At 70.2% G+C, this 18458-nt stretch carries 18 protein-coding genes; 1 reads left to right on the forward strand and 17 read right to left on the reverse strand.

All coding sequences use genetic code 11. The features are described 5' to 3' along the window. Position 1 precedes the first annotated feature (1 nt). Both H4687_RS08885 and pyrR read right to left on the reverse strand, forming a co-directional pair. Entirely contained in the window at positions 2–982 is a 981-nt protein-coding gene (locus H4687_RS08885; RefSeq protein ID WP_005485479.1) for an aspartate carbamoyltransferase catalytic subunit, read from the reverse strand. Positions 983–1071: 89 nt separating this feature from the next. Beyond that, on the reverse strand, positions 1072–1671 hold the full coding sequence (gene pyrR / locus H4687_RS08890; RefSeq protein WP_046918272.1) for a bifunctional pyr operon transcriptional regulator/uracil phosphoribosyltransferase PyrR: 600 nt from the start codon (positions 1669–1671) through the stop codon (positions 1072–1074). A 218-nt stretch (positions 1672–1889) separates the two neighbouring features. Between pyrR and bldD the strand changes: the two genes are divergently transcribed. Next, a complete protein-coding gene (gene bldD / locus H4687_RS08895) occupies positions 1890–2390 on the forward strand; it encodes a transcriptional regulator BldD (protein ID WP_005485476.1) in 501 nt (166 codons plus the stop codon). Between the two features lie 217 nt (positions 2391–2607). Here the strand turns inward: bldD and nusB are convergent, their stop codons facing one another. From nusB to H4687_RS08970, 15 genes are all read right to left on the reverse strand, one after another. Further along, positions 2608–3042: a transcription antitermination factor NusB gene (gene nusB / locus H4687_RS08900; protein ID WP_046918273.1), complete on the reverse strand. Its 435-nt coding sequence runs from the start codon at positions 3040–3042 to the stop codon at positions 2608–2610. 2 nt (positions 3043–3044) lie between these two features. Further along, a complete protein-coding gene (gene efp, locus H4687_RS08905; protein WP_005485474.1) occupies positions 3045–3611 on the reverse strand; it encodes an elongation factor P in 567 nt (188 codons plus the stop codon). A gap of 59 nt (positions 3612–3670) precedes the next feature. Further along, positions 3671–4777, reverse strand: coding sequence for an aminopeptidase P family protein (locus tag H4687_RS08910; RefSeq protein ID WP_046918274.1), 1107 nt, complete (start codon positions 4775–4777; stop codon positions 3671–3673). Positions 4778–4998: 221 nt separating this feature from the next. Then, positions 4999–5931 (reverse strand): Pro-rich N-terminal domain-containing protein, encoded by a 933-nt coding sequence (locus H4687_RS08915; RefSeq protein ID WP_078907276.1) that lies wholly within the window; start codon positions 5929–5931, stop codon positions 4999–5001. Positions 5932–6108: 177 nt separating this feature from the next. Beyond that, positions 6109–7200: a 3-dehydroquinate synthase gene (gene aroB, locus H4687_RS08920; RefSeq protein WP_050398532.1), complete on the reverse strand. Its 1092-nt coding sequence runs from the start codon at positions 7198–7200 to the stop codon at positions 6109–6111. Continuing rightward, positions 7197–7715, reverse strand: coding sequence for a shikimate kinase (locus H4687_RS08925; protein ID WP_050398531.1), 519 nt, complete (start codon positions 7713–7715; stop codon positions 7197–7199). Before H4687_RS08925 ends, aroB begins: the two co-directional genes overlap by 4 nt. Continuing rightward, positions 7712–8896 (reverse strand): chorismate synthase, encoded by a 1185-nt coding sequence (aroC, locus tag H4687_RS08930; protein WP_028796685.1) that lies wholly within the window; start codon positions 8894–8896, stop codon positions 7712–7714. The genes H4687_RS08925 and aroC overlap by 4 nt, the downstream gene beginning before the upstream one ends. A gap of 215 nt (positions 8897–9111) precedes the next feature. Further along, complete coding sequence (locus H4687_RS08935; RefSeq protein ID WP_046917496.1) at positions 9112–9951, reverse strand: shikimate dehydrogenase; 840 nt, start codon at positions 9949–9951, stop codon at positions 9112–9114. After that, the gene (mltG, locus tag H4687_RS08940) at positions 9952–11754 is read right to left on the reverse strand and encodes an endolytic transglycosylase MltG (RefSeq protein WP_078907275.1); all 1803 of its coding nucleotides are present in this window, start codon (positions 11752–11754) and stop codon (positions 9952–9954) included. Positions 11755–11878: 124 nt separating this feature from the next. Beyond that, positions 11879–12343 carry a Holliday junction resolvase RuvX gene (ruvX, locus tag H4687_RS08945; RefSeq protein ID WP_202500049.1) on the reverse strand — a complete coding sequence of 155 codons (465 nt, stop codon included), beginning with the start codon at positions 12341–12343 and terminating at the stop codon, positions 11879–11881. A gap of 38 nt (positions 12344–12381) precedes the next feature. Then, complete coding sequence (alaS, locus tag H4687_RS08950; RefSeq protein ID WP_046917493.1) at positions 12382–15054, reverse strand: alanine--tRNA ligase; 2673 nt, start codon at positions 15052–15054, stop codon at positions 12382–12384. Further along, the gene (locus H4687_RS08955; RefSeq protein WP_005485455.1) at positions 15054–15428 is read right to left on the reverse strand and encodes a hypothetical protein; all 375 of its coding nucleotides are present in this window, start codon (positions 15426–15428) and stop codon (positions 15054–15056) included. Before H4687_RS08955 ends, alaS begins: the two co-directional genes overlap by 1 nt. 7 nt (positions 15429–15435) lie before the next feature. Continuing rightward, on the reverse strand, positions 15436–15885 hold the full coding sequence (locus H4687_RS08960) for a DUF948 domain-containing protein (protein ID WP_046917492.1): 450 nt from the start codon (positions 15883–15885) through the stop codon (positions 15436–15438). A 233-nt stretch (positions 15886–16118) separates the two neighbouring features. Continuing rightward, positions 16119–16733 carry a 30S ribosomal protein S4 gene (rpsD, locus tag H4687_RS08965; RefSeq protein ID WP_005485453.1) on the reverse strand — a complete coding sequence of 205 codons (615 nt, stop codon included), beginning with the start codon at positions 16731–16733 and terminating at the stop codon, positions 16119–16121. 301 nt (positions 16734–17034) lie between these two features. Beyond that, positions 17035–18390 carry a replication-associated recombination protein A gene (locus H4687_RS08970; protein ID WP_046917491.1) on the reverse strand — a complete coding sequence of 452 codons (1356 nt, stop codon included), beginning with the start codon at positions 18388–18390 and terminating at the stop codon, positions 17035–17037. Between the last annotated feature and the right edge of the window lie 68 nt (positions 18391–18458).

Raw genomic sequence — 18458 nt, forward strand, 5'->3', positions numbered from 1 at the left:
CTTACTTCTCCTCGGTGGTGCGGGTGTGGGTGACGGCGGGCTCGTTGCCGCCGAGCAGCAGGTACAGCACGGCCATCCGGATGGAGACACCGTTGGCGACCTGCTCGACGACGGTGCAGCGGTCGGAGTCCGCGACCTCGGCGGTGATCTCCATGCCGCGCACCATCGGGCCCGGGTGCATCACGATGGCGTGCTCGGGCATCCGCGCCATGCGGTCGCCGTCGAGGCCGTAGCGCCGGGAGTACTCGCGCTCGGTGGGGAAGAACGCCGCGTTCATCCGCTCCCGCTGCACGCGCAGCATCATCACCGCGTCGGACTTGGCGAGCGTGCTGTCGAGGTCGTAGGAGACCTCGCAGGGCCAGGCGTGGACGCCGACCGGCACCAGGGTGGGCGGGGCGACGAGGGTGACCTGGGCGCCGAGGGTGTGCAGCAGGTCGACGTTGGAGCGGGCGACACGGCTGTGCAGGACGTCACCGACGAGCGTGATGCGCTTGCCGGAGAGGTCCTGCCCGAGTCCGGCGTCCCGGCCGACGAGGCGGCGGCGCATGGTGAAGGCGTCCAGCAGGGCCTGGGTGGGGTGCTGATGGGTGCCGTCGCCCGCGTTGATGACGGCGGCGTCGATCCAGCCGGAGGTCGCCAGGCGGTACGGGGCCCCCGAGGCGCCGTGCCGGATGACCACGGCGTCGACGCCCATGGCTTCGAGGGTCTGGGCGGTGTCCTTCAGGGACTCGCCCTTGGAGACGCTCGACCCCTTGGCCGTGAAGTTGATGACGTCGGCGGACAGGCGCTTCTCGGCGGCCTCGAACGAGATCCGCGTCCGCGTCGAGTCCTCGAAGAAGAGGTTGACGATCGTGCGGCCGCGCAGGGTCGGCAGTTTCTTGATCGGCCGGTCCGCGACCCTGGCCATCTCCTCGGCGGTGTCGAGGATCAGGACGGCGTCGTCGCGGGTGAGGTCGGCGGCCGAGATGAGATGACGCTGCATCTTTCAGGCTCCGTAAGGCGGTTCGGGAGATTCCGGGCAGGCAGGGGCATCACGAGGTGACGTACGGCACGGGGCCGCACGCGCGCGTGCTACTGCTGGGCGGTCCGCTTCGCACCGAGCAGGACGGTGTCCCGACCGTCTTCCTCGGCGAGCTGGACCTTGACCGTCTCCCGCAGCGACGTGGGGAGGTTCTTGCCGACGTAGTCGGCGCGGATGGGCAGTTCGCGGTGGCCGCGGTCGACGAGGACCGCGAGCTGGACGGCGCGCGGACGGCCGATGTCGTTCAGCGCGTCGAGCGCCGCGCGGATCGTCCGGCCGGAGAAGAGCACGTCGTCGACGAGGACGACCAGGCGGCCGTCGATGCCGTCACCGGGGATCTCGGTGCGGGCCAGCGCGCGCGGCGGGTGCATGCGCAGGTCGTCGCGGTACATGGTGATGTCGAGCGAACCGACCGGGATCTTGCGGTCGGTGATCTCCTCCAGCTTGGCGGCGAGCCGCTGGGCGAGGAAGACACCCCGGGTCGGAATGCCGAGGAGCACCACGTCGTCGGCGCCCTTGGCGCGTTCGACGATCTCGTGGGCGATGCGGGTCAGTACGCGCGCGATGTCGGGGCCTTCGAGAACGGGCCTGGCATCGGACGCCTGCGCATCCCCGTGCGGGTCTCCTTGCGGAGTTTCTTGCGTGTCCATATGAAACGGACCTCCTTCTCCGCCTCACGGGACGGACCTTAAAGGACGTCGGAATTGCGCCGTCCACGTTAGCAGGCCCGACAACGCCCCTGATCACCCACCTGGCCCAATGGATCTCGGTTACCACGGAAGAGTCGGTACGGACCATTCGGCTTGACGGAGCAGAGTCACGCTGCGTAACCTCACAGTGAGTCACCAGCCTTCGTCCGGGGAGCTATATGTCCAGCGAATACGCCAAACAGCTCGGGGCCAAGCTCCGGGCCATCCGCACCCAGCAGGGCCTTTCCCTCCACGGTGTCGAGGAGAAGTCCCAGGGACGCTGGAAGGCGGTCGTGGTCGGTTCGTACGAGCGCGGCGACCGCGCCGTCACCGTGCAGCGCCTCGCGGAGCTGGCGGACTTCTACGGGGTCCCCGTGCAGGAACTGCTTCCCGGTACGACCCCGGGCGGCGCCGCCGAGCCGCCGCCGAAGCTCGTCCTGGACCTGGAGCGCCTGGCCCACGTGCCGGCCGAGAAGGCGGGCCCGCTGCAGCGTTACGCGGCGACGATCCAGTCCCAGCGCGGTGACTACAACGGCAAGGTGCTCTCGATCCGTCAGGACGACCTGCGCACACTCGCCGTCATCTACGACCAGTCCCCCTCGGTCCTCACCGAGCAGCTGATCAGCTGGGGCGTCCTGGACGCGGACGCGCGCCGCGCGGTCACCCACGAGGACGCCTGACACACCGGGCGGAATCCAGCAGAAACGTGCCGCCGGGGTGCCCCGAACCAGTTGGTTCGGGGCACCCCGGCGGTTTTTGTGCGTGTCGTACGGCGCGTGGCCACAGGGAAGCGGGACTGCGCCCCGCAAGAGGCGCGGGGAGCCGCGCGACCAGCCACGGACCACCCGCGGCCGGCTTCGCACAGCACCCCTGAGGCGCTCCCCGCCCGGCCGTCCGCTACGGGGCTTCCCGGCGGAGCGAGGGCTTGAGCTCCTTCAGCCGGCCCAGCAGACCGTTCACGAAGGACGGCGAGTCGTCCGTGGAGAACTCCTTCGCCAACTGCACCATCTCGTCCAGCACCACCGCGTCCGGAGTCGCGTCGACCCAGATCAGCTCGTACGCTCCGAGCCGCAGGATGTTGCGGTCCACGACCGGCATGCGGTCGAGGGTCCACCCCACCGAGTACTGCGCGATCAATTCGTCGATCCGCCTGGCGTGCTCCGCGTACCCCTCGACCAGCTGCATGGTGTACTCGCTGACCGGAGGCTGTCGGGTGTCGCTGTGGGCGTGCCGGATCCAGTCCGCGAGGACGGTCAGGACGTCGGCCCCGCGCTGGTCGCCCTCGAAGAGGATCTGGAAGGCACGCTTGCGGGCCGTGTTACGGGCAGCCACGGTTAGCTGTTCACCCGGCCGAGGTAGTCGCTCGTGCGGGTGTCGACCTTGATCTTCTCGCCCGTGGTGATGAACAGGGGCACCTGGATCTGGTGACCGGTCTCCAGGGTGGCGGGCTTGGTGCCACCGGTGGAGCGGTCGCCCTGGACACCCGGCTCGGTCTCCTGGATCACCAGCTCGACGGCGGCCGGCAGCTCGACGAAGAGCACCTCGCCCTCGTGCTGCGCGACGGTGGCGGTGAAGCCCTCGATCAGGAAGTTGGCGGCGTCGCCGACGGCCTTGCGGTCGACCATGAGCTGGTCGTAGGTCTCCATGTCCATGAAGACGAAGTACTCGCCGTCCATGTAGGAGAACTGCATGTCGCGCTTGTCGACAGTGGCCGTCTCGACCTTGACGCCGGCGTTGAACGTCTTGTCGACGACCTTGCCGGAAAGCACGTTCTTGAGCTTGGTGCGCACGAAGGCCGGGCCCTTGCCGGGCTTGACGTGCTGGAACTCGACGACGGACCAGAGCTGGCCCCCGTCGAGCTTGAGCACCAGGCCGTTCTTGAGGTCGTTCGTGGAAGCCACGGTTGCGGAATCTCCTGGACTGACGTGGACGACCCCGGGCCACGCGCACAGCCGATGAGCTAGAGCGCGAGCAGCTCCTTGGTCGTGATGGTGAGTAGCTCGGGTCCGCCGTCCGCCTCGGGGCGTACGACGAGCGTGTCATCGATCCGGACTCCGCCCCGGCCCGGGAGGTGGACCCCCGGTTCGACGGTGACCGGCACGCAAGCGTCCAGTTTACCCATGGCCGCGGGGGCCAACTGCGGGTCCTCGTCGATTTCGAGTCCGACCCCGTGCCCCATCATCACCGGCAGGCTCTCTCCGTACCCCGCGGAGTCCAGGACCTGGCGGGCCGCGCGGTCCACGGCCCGGTAGGCCGCACCGGGTGCCAGGGCCTCCCGTCCGGCGCGCTGGGCTGCGAAGACCAGGTCGTACAGCTCGATCTGCCAGTCGGCCGGCGAGGTGCCGATCACGAACGTACGGCCGATCTCGCACCGGTAGCCGCGATAGGTCGCGCCGAGACAGACGGAGAGGAAGTCGCCCTCCTCCACCCGGCGATCGGTCGGTCGGTGGCCGGGGCGGCCGGAGTTCGGGCCGGCGGCGACGGAGGTGGGGAAGGCCGGGCCGTCGGCGCCGTGGTCGACGAGGCGGCGCTCCAGCTCCAGGGCGAGGTGGCGCTCGGTGCGGCCGACGAGGATCGATTCGAGCAGTTCGCCCAGGGCCTGGTCGGCGATCTCCGCGCCGATCCGCAGACAGGAGATCTCCTCCTCGTCCTTGATCACCCTCAGCTGCTCCACGGCTCCACCGAGGTCGGCGAGCCGCAGCCGGGGCGCGACCGAGCGGATGGCTCTGCAGCGGGCCATGGTGAGGTGGTGCTCCTCCACGGCCAGGGACTCGGCACCGAGGGCCGTCACCAGATCGGCGGCCGCGACCGCCGGGTCGCCGCCGGGCCGTGGCAGCACCTGGACGCGTACGGCGTCGTCGGGCCGGCCCTCGCCGATCTCGCCGCTCGGCGGTGCGCCGCACAGCAGGACGTCCTCGCTCCTGCCCAGCAGCAGCACCGCGCCCCGCGGTGCCGCTCCCGCGAGGTAGCGGACGTTGGCCGGGCGGGTCACGAGTGCGGTGGGGCTGCCGCCGGCTTGGCAGCGTTCTCTCAGCCGGGCTCTGCGGGCCGCGTAGACCTCAGACATGTGCCGAGCGTATGAGCTTCGCTGGGCGGGCGCTGGTCGAGTGCGGCCGAGTGGGGGTGGGGTGTCGGGGATGGGTGTGTGCCGGGGGCGGGTGCGGGCCGGTGGGGGCTGGGCGCGCAGTTCCCCGCTCCGCTGGCGGGGCCGGGGCTGGGCGGACGTGAGTCACTGGCCGGGGGCAGGTCGGCGCGGGGCTGTCGGGGTGTGCGGTGTTGGTTACTCGGCTACCACTTCGGGGGGCTGGCGATCGAGCGGGCCAGGACCTCGTCCAGGACGCGGGCCGTGGCCGGGACGTCGAGCTGGGAGTTGTCGATGATCGGGAGGCCCGAGCCGTACCAGCCCGCCATTCGGCCGTGGATGCGGGCGACCTCCTCGTCGGTGAGCCGGCGGTTGCCCGAGCGCTCGGCGTTGCGCTCCAGGACAATCTCCAGGCCCGGCAGGAGGACGACCGGCAGCAGGCCGGGACCGACGTGCCGCTTCCAGCCGCCGAGGCCGACGACCGGGCGGTCGGGGAAGACGGCGTCGTCGAGGATGCAGGAGATGCCGTTGGCCAGGAAGTTCCGGGCGGAGAAGCCACAGGTGCGGCGGGCGAGGCGGTACTGCGCCTCGGAGTTGTCGTTCCAGCCGGACTGGGGGTCCGCGAAGCCCGAGCGCACCCACTCGCGCACGTCGTCCAGGCTGATGTGCGCGGTGGGCACCCGGCGGTGTTCCGCCCAGTACTTGGCGACGCTGGTCTTGCCGGCTCCGGCGGGACCGATGAGCAGGACCGCGAGCGTGGTGCTGGTGACGTCCGGCGCGCCGGTGGCGGCCGGCGGCATGGTGACGGGGCCGCCCGGCGGCAGTTGCACGTGTCCGGTGGTGTCCCGCGAGACCCCGCTCTGCGGCGGGACCGAGGCGTGCGGATGCCCGGGAGCGCCGGAGAAGCCCGGCGCGGCCGGTGCGGGCGGGGCCATGGGCGCGGGCGGAGGCGGAGGCGGCGGCACCGGGCCCGGGTGGCCGCCCGGGGGCACCGGGTGTCCTGGCGGGTGCGTGCCGGGCGCTCCCGGGTGATGGGGGGCCGGGTGCCCCTGCTGGTTCGCGGTCGGCGACCAGGGGGCCGCCGGGTCCTGCCCCGGCCGATGGGGCGGCGGCAGCGGAGCTCCCACTGCGTCCTGCATCCGGTGCCACTCCGTCTCGTACAGTCACATCGACACTGGCGGGCGGGGCCTTCCGACCCCGCCCTTACCGAACGGTACCGTCCCCGGCCACCGTTTGGTGCACGGCCGGGGGCAGCCCGAAGTGCCCAAGTGGCCAGGGACACAAGGCGAATCGGGCAAGAGCTGCCCGAGCGGGCGTTACTGGCCCACTTCGCCGTACGCGGCGAGGAGGATCGCCGGGTCGGGACCCTCCAGGACGGTGGGTTTGGCCAGGCCGTCCAGGACGATGAAGCGCAACAGGTCTCCCCGGGACTTCTTGTCGACCTTCATCGTCTCCAGGAGCTTCGGCCACTGGTCGTAGCGGTAGTGCAGCGGCAGACCGACCGCTTCGAGGACCGTGCGGTGGCGGTCGGCGGTCGCGTCGTCCAACCGGCCCGCCAGTCGGCCCAGTTCGGCCGCGAAGTGCATGCCCACGGACACGGCCGCGCCGTGCCGCCACTGGTAGCGCTCGTTCTTCTCGATCGCGTGGGCCAGCGTGTGCCCGTAGTTGAGGATCTCGCGGCGCCCGGACTCCTTCAGGTCGCCCGAGACGACCTCGGCCTTGACCCGGATCGACCGCTCGATCAGCTCCGAGGTGTGCGGCCCGGCCGGCGTGCGGGCCGCCTGCGGGTCGGCCTCGATCAGGTCCAGGATCACCGGGTCCGCGATGAACCCGGCCTTGATGATCTCGGCGAGCCCGGAGACGTAGTCGTTGACCGGCAGCGAGTCGAGCGCCGCCAGGTCGCACAGCACTCCGGCCGGCGGGTGGAAGGAACCCACGAGGTTCTTGCCCTCGGCCGTGTTGATCCCGGTCTTGCCGCCGACGGCCGCGTCGACCATGGCCAGGACGGTGGTGGGGATGGCGATCCAGCGGACCCCGCGCAGCCAGGTCGCCGCGACGAACCCGGCGAGGTCCGTGGTGGCCCCGCCGCCGACGCCGACGATGACGTCGGTGCGGGTGAACCCGGACTGGCCCAGCGCCTTCCAGCAGTACGCGGCGACCTCGGCGGTCTTGGCCTCCTCCGCGTTCGGCACCTGGATGGCCACGGCCTCGAAGCCCTGCCCTGCCAGATCGGCCCGCAGGGCCTCTCCGGTGCCCTCCAGCGCCTCGGGGTGGATCACGGCCACCCGCTTGGCCCGGTTGCCGATCAACCCGCCCAGCTCACCGAGGAGTTGACGCCCCACCAGCACTTCGTACGGCTCGGTGCCCGCCGTACCGCCGACCTGGATGCGGGTCACTGTCTCGCTCATGCTTCCTTCAACTCCAGTGCGTCCAGCGCCGCTCGGGTGACTTCCTCGGGCGTCCGGCCGTCGGTGGCGACGACGGCCGTGGCGACCTCCTCGTACAGATACCGCCGGGCGTCCATCAACTCCCGCCACTGCTTGCGGGGGTTGACGGCCAGCAGCGGGCGGGCGGCGTTGAGGCCGGTGCGCTTGACCGCCTCCTCGACGTCCATCGAGAGGTAGACGACCCGCTGTCCGGCCAGCAGCGCGCGTGTGCCGGCGTCGAGGATCGCGCCACCGCCGAGGGCGAGGACGCCGTCGTGCCCGGCCAGCGCGGCACGCACGGCCTCCTTCTCGATGGCACGGAAGGCGGCCTCGCCCTCGTCGACGAAGATCTCCGCGATGGTGCGGCCCTGCTCGGCGACGATGTCGTCGTCGGTGTCGCGGTAGGCGACGCCGAGCCGCTCGGCGAGCAGCTGCCCGACGGTGGACTTGCCGACACCCATGGGGCCGACGAGGACGACCAGAGGCACCGGGCTCATCGGATCGCGAGGTGGTCGAGGTAGGAACGGACGTTGCGGGCCGTCTCGGTGACGCTGTCGCCGCCGAACTTCTCCGCCACCGCGTCCGCCAGCACCAGGGCCACCATCGCCTCGGCGACGATGCCGGCGGCCGGCACGGCGGAGACGTCGGAGCGCTGGTGGTGGGCCTGCGTGGCCTCGCCGGTGGTCACGTCCACGGTCTGCAGGGCGCGCGGCACGGTCGCGATCGGCTTCATCGCCGCCCGGACCCGCAGCAGCTCACCGGTGGTGAGACCGCCCTCGGTACCACCGGAGCGGCCGGAGACGCGCCGGATGCCCTCGGGGGTGTTCACGATCTCGTCGTGCGCCTTGGAGCCCGGCACCCGCGCCAGCTCGAAACCGTCGCCGATCTCGACGCCCTTGATCGCCTGGATGCCCATCAGCGCGCCGGCGAGGCGGGCGTCCAGCTTGCGGTCCCAGTGGACGTGGGAGCCGAGGCCGACGGGCACGCCGTACGCCAGGATCTCGACGACGCCGCCGAGGGTGTCGCCGTCCTTGTGGGCCTGGTCGATCTCGGCGACCATCGCCTTGGACGCGTCGGCGTCGAGGCAGCGCACGGGGTCCGCGTCCAGCTTCTCCACGTCGGCGGGCGTCGGGTACACGCCCTGCGGGGCCTTCGCGGCCGCCAGCTCCACCACGTGGCTGACGATCTCGATGCCGGTCGTCTCCTTCAGGTACGACCGGGCGACCGCGCCGAGGGCGACCCTGGCGGCGGTCTCCCGGGCGGAGGCCCGCTCCAGGATCGGCCGGGCCTCGTCGAAGCCGTACTTCTGCATGCCCGCCAGGTCCGCGTGACCGGGCCGGGGCCGGGTCAGCGGGGCGTTGCGGGCCAGACCGGCGAGGATCTCCGGGTCGACCGGGTCGGCCGACATGACCTGCTCCCACTTCGGCCACTCGGTGTTGCCCACCATGATCGCCACCGGCGAGCCCATGGACAGACCGTGCCGGACACCACCGAGGAAGGTGACCTCGTCGCGCTCGAACTTCATCCGCGCACCACGTCCATAGCCGAGGCGCCGCCGGGCCAGGTGGTCCGCCACCATCTCCGTGGTGATCGGCACGCCGGCGGGAAGACCCTCCAGCGTCGCGACGAGTGCGGGACCGTGGGACTCCCCCGCGGTCAGCCAGCGCAACCTGCTCAACGGTGCTCCTATGCTCGCGTCCGGTACTGGATCCTGCCTGCGTGTACGCGGGTCCTCGCGTACGGCGACGGACACCGGGTGCGCGGCCCCGGCCCGCCGTCTCCGATCCTCCCACGTCCGGGGCGGGGCCCTGGTCGCAGGTCCATCAGGCGGACTGCCCGCACGGCGGTTCCTCGCCACCGGCCGCCCCCCTCGGACCGGCCCGACCGGAACACTCAGCCGCGTTCGGCCAGCGCCCGTTCCCCCGCCTGCCTCATCGCGCCGACGGGAGCCGTCTTGCACCCGGTCATCTGCTCGACCTGCAGCACGGCCTGGTGCACCAGCAGATCGAGCCCGCTGACCACCGCACCGCCGTGCGCGGACCATCGCGCGGCCAGCTCGGTGGGCCACGGGTGGTACAGCACGTCGAACAGCGTCGCCGGCATCTCCGGCACCGCACCGGACAGTACGTCCGTCGCCCCGGCCGGTGTCGTGGCGACGACGAGGGGGGCGCTCAGCCCACGCTCGGCCTCCGACCAGTCCGCCGTGCGCACCTCGACGCCCAGCCGCTCGCCCCACTGCCGCATCTCGGCGGCCCGGGCCGCACTGCGGACGTACGCCACGACCTCGCCGGTGCAGATCCGGGCGAGCGCGGCCAGCGCGGAGGAAGCGGTGGCTCCCGCGCCGAGGACGGCCGCCGACTCCACCTGCTCGATGCCGCGCTCGCGCAGCGCGGCGACCATCCCGGGGATGTCGGTGTTGTCGCCGACCCGTCGCCCGTCCTCCGTGAACACCAGGGTGTTCACGGTCTCGACCGAGGCCGCCGTCTCGCTGATCTCGTCCAGCAGCGGGATGACCGCCCGCTTCAGCGGCATCGTCAGCGACAGCCCGGCCCACTCCGGCCCGAGCCCCTCGACGAACCCGGGCAGCGCCTCCTCGTCGACCTCGAAACGGTCGTACGTCCAGTCGGTGAGCCCGAGTTCGGCGTACGCGGCCCGGTGCAGCACCGGGGACAGCGAGTGGGCGATCGGCGAACCGAGCACGGCGGCCCGGTGCTTGGTGGCGGTGCGGCTCATCTATCCGTTCTGCGCTTCCTGGTACTTCTTGCGGTTCCGGTTGTGCTCCGCGTTGGTGACCGCAAAGAGCGTCTCGTCCTTGCTGATTGACACGAAGTAGTACCAGTCGCCCTTGGCTGGCTTGAGAGCCCCCTCAATCGCCTCGTCACCGGGATTACCGATCGGCCCAGGCGGCAATCCATACACCTTGTACGTGTTGTACGGGTCGTCGATCTGCCGCAGCGAATCGACCGAGCCGGTGGCCAACTTGGATTCGCCGCGCAGGTAATTGACCGTCGAGTCGAAGTCGAGCAGACCAGCCGTCTCCGCATTGTTGGGCTCAAGTCGATTGTAGACGACCCGTGCGATCTTCTTGTAGTCCTTCTTGTTGTTTCCCTCGGCCTGTACGAGGCTTGCGACAGTGAGTACCTGAAGCGGATTCTCGAGCTTCAGCCCCTCGGCCTTTTGCTCCAGGCCGAATTCCTCGTACTTCGCGTTGGCGAGGTCGACCATTTCCTTCAGGACGGCTTCGGGCTTCATGCCCTTGGCGACCGGGTACGTGGACGGGTAGAGGAATCCTTCCAGCGGATCCTTGATGTCCTTGTTGTCGTTCGCCCAGCCGGGAAGGCCGAGGGTCTCCCATTTCTTCTCTGCGACCTCGGCCGTCGTCCCCTTGTCGACACCCAACTCCTTGTCGATCAAGGCGTAGACATCGCGGTTTCGCAGACCTTCCGTGACCGTGAAGTTGCTCTGACTCTTCGGATCGAGCATCAGAGCAATGGCATCTTTGGCGGACATCTCCTTCTTGAGGAGATAGACGCCCGCCTGAATGTCCCTCTTCTCGGGATTCTGCGCCAGTGCGTTCGTGAAGGCGTCCACACTCTTGACGACCCCGGCCGCCTTCAGCTTCTGCCCGATCACCGATCCGAACTCACCCTTGGCGACCGTGATCGTCACGGTCTCGTTCGTACCGTTCCCCTCATAGTCGGGGACATCGCCGAAGCGGCTCTGATAGAACTGGTAACCGAAGTAGCTGACGCCGGCGAAGCCGCCGCCGAAGACCATGACGACCACCAGGCAGGCACAGCCGCTGCGGCGCTTCTTACCGCCTTTGCCCGACTTACCGCCTTTGCCGGACTTACCGCCACGGCCTTTCCGGTCCGCCCGGCCCGAGCGCTCCCCGGCCTCGTCGTCATCGTCGTCGTCACCGCCACCGGCGAAGAACGCGTGCTCGCCCTGGTCCGGCCCGGGGTCCCAGTCGGTCCGCTCCGCTGCCGGCTGCTCCTCGGGTTCGGGCTCCGGAGCGGGCGCGGGGTCGGGTGCCGCTTCCGCGCCACGGCGTGAGGGCGGCTCCGGCGGCGGATACGCGTCCGGCGTGCCGTAGAAGTCCTGTTGGCCGCCGCCGTAAGCCATCGCCTGCTGCTGTCCCCCGTAGGGGTCGGTCGGGTCCGCGACGTAAGGGGCCTGCGTGTGCTGGTGAGTTCCGTCGTTCCAGCCGTTGTCGGTGTGGCCGTACTGCTGCTGGCCATGACCGGTGTACTGCTGCTGATGCTGGTTCTGGCCGGCGTACTGCTGCGCGGGGTCGCCGTACTCCTGCTGGTACTGCTGCTGGGCGTAGGCGTCCTGATGACCGTTGTTCCAGGCGCCGTTGCCGTCGTCGTACTGCTGCTGGTACTGCTGCTGCTCCGGGTAGTGCTGCTGTGGCTGGCCGCCGTAAGGGGACTGCCGGCCCTGGGCCTGCTGTCCGTCCCATCCGGCGTCCCCGTACAACGGGTCGTCCGGATGCCACGGTTCGGAGCCCGGGCCCCGGCCATACTCAGTCATCGATCCCCTAGAGCCGCGAGGCGGCGGTCACGCGGGGCCGGTGGCTCGGCGTTCGTCCCCGCCTCTTTTTGTGCGGTGGCTGTTCGAAGGCCACCGCATCGCGCGGAACGTTACCGTATCGCGATCAGATGACCACTTCGACGCCCTCGCCCGGAGCTTTACCTGACATCCGTTCGGATTCCAGCGCCTGTTGCAGGATGATCACGGCTGCTGCCTGGTCGATGACCGACCTGCCCTTTTTGGATTTCACACCCGAGGCACGCAGTCCTTGACCGGCCGTCACCGTGGTCATCCTCTCGTCGAGGAGTCTGACCGGGACCGGCGCGATCATGCGGGCCAGCTCCTGGGCGAATCCCCGTACCTTGACTGCCGCCGGTCCCTCGCCCCCCTTGAGGGAGCGCGGGAGTCCGACGATTACCTCTATGGGTACGTACTCGTCGACCAGTTGTCTCAATCGCCGCTGAGCTGCGGGGACATCCCGTCCGGGAACGGTCTCGACGGGTGTGGCGAGGATCCCGTCGGGGTCGCAGGAGGCGACCCCGATGCGGGCGTCCCCGACGTCGAGCGCGAGCCGACGGCCGCGGCGCATGGCCGGGCCGTCGTCTTCGCTCGTGCGATCCGTCGTGCTCACTTGGCCGTCTCGGCGACCAGGCGCTCGACCGCGTCCACGGCCTCGCCGATGGCGGCCGGGTTCTGGCCACCGCCCTGGGCGACGTCCGGCTTGCCGCCACCGCCGCCGCCGAGGGTCTTGGCGGCCGTGCGCACCAGGTCGCCGGCCTTCAGTCCGCGCTCGCGGGCGGCCTCGTTGGTGGCGATGACCGTCAGCGGCTTGCCGTTCACGGCGGTGAAGAGGGCGACCACCACGGCCCGGCCGCCCTGGATGCGTCCGCGCACGTCGAGCACCAGCTTGCGGAGGTCGTCGGCGGTGGTTCCGTCCGGGACCTGACCGGTCACCACGGCAACGCCGGACACGTCCCTGGCGGACTCGGCGAGACCGGCGGCGGCCTGCAGCACCTTCTCGGCGCGGAACTTCTCGATCTCCTTCTCGGCGTCCTTCAGCTTGCCGAGCATGGCGGAGACCTTCTCCGGAAGCTCCTCCGGACGGCCCTTGATCAGCTCCTGGAGCTGGGCGACGACCGTGTGCTCACGGGCGAGGAAGTTGTAGGCGTCGACGCCCACCAGCGCCTCGATACGGCGGACTCCGGAGCCGATGGACGACTCGCCGAGCAGCTTGACCAGGCCGAGCTGCGAGGTGTTGTGGACGTGTGTGCCGCCGCACAGCTCCTTGGAGAAGTCGCCGATGGTGACGACACGGACCCGCTCGCCGTACTTCTCGCCGAACTCGGCGATGGCGCCCTGCTTCTTGGCCTCGTCGAGGCTCAGGATCTCCGCGTGGACGTCCAGGTCACGGGAGAGCACCTCGTTGATCTTCTGCTCGACGTCGGTCATCACGGCCGTCGGAACGGCGGAGGGGGAACCGAAGTCGAAGCGGAAGCGGCCGGGCTGGTTCTCGGAACCGGCCTGGGCGGCCGTCGGTCCGAGGGCGTCCCGCAGGGCCTGGTGGGTGAGGTGCGTGGCGGAGTGGGCGCGGGCGATGGCCGTGCGGCGACGGCCGTCGATCGAGGCCTGGGCCTTGGCGCCGACGGTCACCTCGCCGACCTGGACGACGCCCTTGTGGACGTAGACGCCGGGGACCGGCTTCTGGCAGTCGCGGATCTCGATGACGGCCCCGGAGTCGATCCTGATCCTGCCGGTGTCACCGATCTGGCCACCGCCCTCGGCGTAGAACGGGGTGCGGTCGAGGACGATCTCGACCTCGTCGCCCTCGGTGGCGGCGGGCGAGGAGAGCCCGTCGACGAGGATGCCGACGACCGTCGACTCGCCCTCGGTGTCCGAGTAGCCGATGAACTCGGTCTCCCCGGCGGCGTCGGCGATCTCACGGTAGGCACCGAGGTCGGCGTGGCCGGTCTTCTTGGCGCGGGCGTCGGCCTTGGCGCGGTCCCGCTGCTCCTTCATCAGGCGGCGGAAGCCGTCCTCGTCCACGGACAGGCCCTGCTCGGCGGCCATCTCCAGGGTGAGGTCGATCGGGAAGCCCCAGGTGTCGTGGAGCAGGAACGCCTTGTCACCGGCGAGGACCTGGCCACCGCCGGCCTTGGTCTCCGTCACGGCGGTGTCGAGGATGTTGGTGCCGGCCTTCAGCGTCTTGAGGAAGGCGTTCTCCTCGGCGAGGGCGACCTTCTCGATGCGCTCGCGGTCGGTGATCAGCTCGGAGTACTGCTGCCCCATCATGGCGATGACGACGTCGATGAGGTCCTGGACGACCGGGCCGGTGGCGCCGAGGAGGCGCATGTTGCGGATGGCGCGGCGCATGATGCGGCGCAGGACGTACCCACGGCCCTCGTTGCCGGGGGTGACGCCGTCACCGATGAGCATCACGGCGGTGCGGATGTGGTCGGTGACCACGCGCAGGGAGACGTCGGACTCGTGGGCGTCGCCGTAGCGGACACCGGTGAGTTCGGTGGCCTTGTCGATGACGGCCATGGAGGTGTCGATCTCGTACATGTTCTGCACGCCCTGCAGAATCATGGCGAGGCGCTCCAGGCCGAGGCCCGTGTCGATGTTCTTGCTGGGCAGCTCGCCGAGGATCTCGAAGTCCTCCTTGGAGGTGCCCTCGCCGCGCTCGTACTGCATGAAGACCAGGTTCCAGATCTCCACGTACCGCTCGTCGTTGACGGCCGGGCCGCCCTCGACGCCGAACTCCGGGCCACGGTCGTAGTTGATCTCGGAACACGGGCCGCACGGGCCGGGGACGCCCATGGACCAGTAGTTGTCCTTCTTGCCGAGGCGCTGGATGCGCTCCTTGGGCACGCCCACCTGCTCGTGCCAGATGCGCTCGGCCTCGTCGTCGTCCTTGTAGACGGTGATCCAGAGCTTCTCCGGCTCCAGGCCGTAACCACCCTTGTCCTGGGGGCTGGTGAGCAGCTCCCAGGCGTACGTGATGGCGCCTTCCTTGAAGTAGTCGCCGAAGGAGAAGTTGCCGCACATCTGGAAGAACGTGCCGTGGCGGGTGGTCTTGCCCACCTCTTCGATGTCCGGCGTGCGCACGCACTTCTGCACACTGGTGGCGCGGGCGAAGGAGGGCTTGACCTCACCGAGGAAGTACGGCTTGAAAGGAACCATGCCGGCGTTGACCAGGAGCAGAGTCGGGTCGTCCGCGATGAGCGACGCCGAAGGGACAACGGTGTGACCGCGCTCCTCGAAGAAGCTCAACCAGCGGCGACGAATCTCGGCCGACTCCATCAATGGTCCTCATTCCGGTTGTACGGGTACGACGAGCTGTCGACGTACCTCGGATTCCTGCTGTACTTCGGGGTGTTGCTGTTCTCGATGGCGACGACACGCCTCGGGGCGGGCAGCTCCGGGTAGCTGTCGGGGTTGGCCTCGATGCCGAGCGCCTCGCCCAGTTCGGCCTCCCGCTGGGCCATGTGGTCGCGGACGTCGAGCGCGAAGCCGACCGCCCGGTCCTTGAGCTTGTGGCCCGCCTCGACCGCCTTGTGCGCGGCCTGGCCGGCGAGGTGCTCCGGGGTGAGCTGCTTCAGCTTGCGGTTGACCTTGGTGGTGGCCCACACGCCGGCGGCGACGCCTGTGGTGAACCAGAACGTACGACGGAACATCGCTCGGTCAGTCCTTCTTTCCACGGGTGTCACGCCTGCTCCGGCGGGTGCCCGGGACGGTGCGTCCCACGATCACGGTACGACGCCGCTCCTCGGCGGATTCGCCCTCCCGGCGGCCGCCCCCCATGGCCCGGCGTACGCCGTAGCCGAAGGCGGCGACCTTGACGAGGGGGCCGCCGAAGGTGGACGCGACGGTCGTGGAGAGCGCCGAGGCGTTCGACGTGACCTCCTGGACGTCCGACGCGATGGCGTCGACCCGCTCGATCTGGGTCTGCGCGGAGCGGACCGCGGTGGACGCGTCGGCGAGGAGGGGGACGGCCTGGTCGGTCACGTCCGCGACGAGCTTGGTGGTCGCCCTGAGCGTCTGGGCCAGCCTCGCCAGCGCGACGGCGAGGAAGGAGACCAGGATCGCCCAGAAGACGGCCACCAGGATCCCGGCCACCTCTCCACCGGACACTGTCTGCACCCGCTCCCTGGAACATGCCTGAACGTCGAAAAGTCGTGTCCCGAGCCTATCGCGCCCGAGCGATCGCCCAGTACCGCATTACTGCCTGCCGACCGCCACCTGTCGCCCCGCCCGCGGTGACGCCTGTCGCGGGAAGGCGAGAGCCCGCCGCCCCGCCCGCCACAAGGGCGGGGGGACGACGGGCTGACGCTCGGTGCGTGTGTGCTACGTCCGTCGAAAGACGATCAGCGGGCGTAGTACTCGACGACGAGCTGCTCGTCGCAGATGACCGGAACTTCCTTGCGGTTGGGCTCGCGGTCCAGGCGGAACGCCAGGGCCTTGAGGTTCACCTGCAGGTAGCGGGGGGTCTCACCGTCCGCGGCGAAGCCACCCTCGCGGGCGACCTCGAACAGCGGCTTCTGGCGGCTGCGCTCGCGGACCATGACGACGTCGTCCGGCTTGACGCGGAAGGACGGCTTGTCGACCTTGTGGCCGTTGACCTCGATGTGGCCGTGGACGACCATCTGGCGGGCCTGGTAGATCGTGCGGGCGATGCCCGAACGCAGGACCAGCGCGTCGAGACGGCGCTCGAGCTCGATGATCAGGGCCTCACCGGTCTTGCCCTGGACCTTGGAGGCACGCTCGTAGGCGCGGACGAGCTGACGCTCGGACACGTCGTACTGCGCGCGCAGACGCTGCTTCTCCAGCAGACGGACCTTGTAGTCCGAGTTCTGCTTGCGGCCACGGCCGTGCTCGCCCGGCGGGTAGGGGCGGGCCTCGAAGTACTTGACGGCCTTCGGGGTCAGCGCGATGCCGAGGGCACGCGACTTCTTGACCTTGGGGCGGGACTGGTTCGCCACTTCTTTTCCTTTTCCTCTTCGGCTGCCTCAGGGTTACGGGAGGTCGCATCCGCAGCCGGGGAATCCCGTCGGGTCCGCTGGGAACCTGTCGGGTAGCCGCTCCCCTGGTCTGGGCACATACGTGCAGCACACGAACGGCCCACCGACCGGTCCCGGAACTCCGAGTGGTGGTGGGCTGCCCGCGACACCTACGACGGTGCGCGACGCTCCTGGATCATGAAGATCCGGCTGGATGTCCCGCCTGAGGCGCCGACCGGAGCCGGACACGGGACGCAGCACTGGGGAGGAGTCTACAGGGGCTTCAGGACTGCTTCCGACCGAGGTTCTTCCTGGTCCACTCCACCGCGTCGGCGTACCGGGCCTCGGCGCCGTGCCTGGTGGGGGTGTAGTACTCCCGCCCCTGGATCTCGTCCGGCGCGTACTGCTGGGCGGCGATCCCCTCGGGGAGGTCGTGCGGGTACACATACCCCTGGGCGTGCCCGAGTTTGGCCGCGCCCTTGTAGTGCCCGTCCCGCAGGTGCGGGGGCACCGGGCCGGCCAGGCCCTTGCGCACGTCCTCCATGGCGGCGCCGATGGCGGTCGTCGCGGCGTTCGACTTCGGGGCCAGGGCGAGGGCGATCGTGGCGTGGCTGAGGGTGAGCGCGGCCTCCGGGAAGCCGATCATGGCGACGGCCTGGGCGGCGGCGACGGCTGTGGGCAGGGCGTTCGGATCGGCCAGCCCGATGTCCTCGCTGGCGGAGATCATCAGGCGGCGGGCGATGAACCGCGGGTCCTCCCCGGCCTCGATCATCCGCGCCAGATAGTGCAGCGCGGCGTCGACGTCGGAGCCGCGGATGGACTTGATGAGGGCGCTGGCCACGTCGTAGTGCTGGTCGCCGTCGCGGTCGTACTTCACGGCGGCGCGGTCGACGGTCTCCTCCAGCGTCTGGAGCGCGATCTCCTCCTCCCCCTTGTCGAGGGCGGCGCCGGCGGCGGCCTCCAGGGCGGTCAGCGCCCGGCGGGCGTCACCGCCGGCGATGCGCAGGAGGTGGCCCTCGGTGTCCTCGGGGAGAGTGACGGCGCCCTTGAGGCCGCGCTCGTCGGTCAGCGCGCGCCGCAGCAGGCCGCGCAGGTCGTCGTCGGTGAGGGGTTCGAGGGTGAGGAGGAGCGAGCGGGACAGCAGGGGGGAGATCACCGAGAAGTACGGGTTCTCCGTGGTCGCCGCGATCAGGGTGACCCAGCGGTTCTCTACGGCCGGGAGCAGGGAGTCCTGCTGGGCCTTGCTGAAGCGGTGGATCTCGTCGAGGAAGAGGACGGTCTCCTTGCCGTAGCCGCCGGTGGCGCGGCGGGCGCCCTCGATGACCGCGCGGACCTCCTTGACTCCGGCGGTGATCGCGGAGAGCTCCACGAAACGCTTGTTGGTGGCCTTGGAGACGACGTACGCCAGGGTGGTCTTGCCGGTGCCGGGCGGGCCCCAGAGGATCACCGAGGAGGGGCCGGCCGGTCCGCCGCCGGACTCGCCGACCAGTCGGCGCAGGGGCGAGCCGGGCTTCAGCAGATGCTGCTGGCCGACGACCTCGTCGAGGGTGCGCGGACGCATCCGTACGGCCAGGGGGCTGGCGGCCGGGTCCTTCTCCTGGCGTTCTTCGGCTGCGGCGGTGAACAGATCGGGCTCCACACCGAAAACCCTATGTCACGCCACCGACAGTCCGGCCGGGGCCGGGGACCCGGGACCCGCCTTGCGGC

Source organism: Streptomyces stelliscabiei (assembly GCF_014873495.1).
Taxonomy (GTDB): Bacteria; Actinomycetota; Actinomycetes; order Streptomycetales; family Streptomycetaceae; genus Streptomyces; species Streptomyces bottropensis.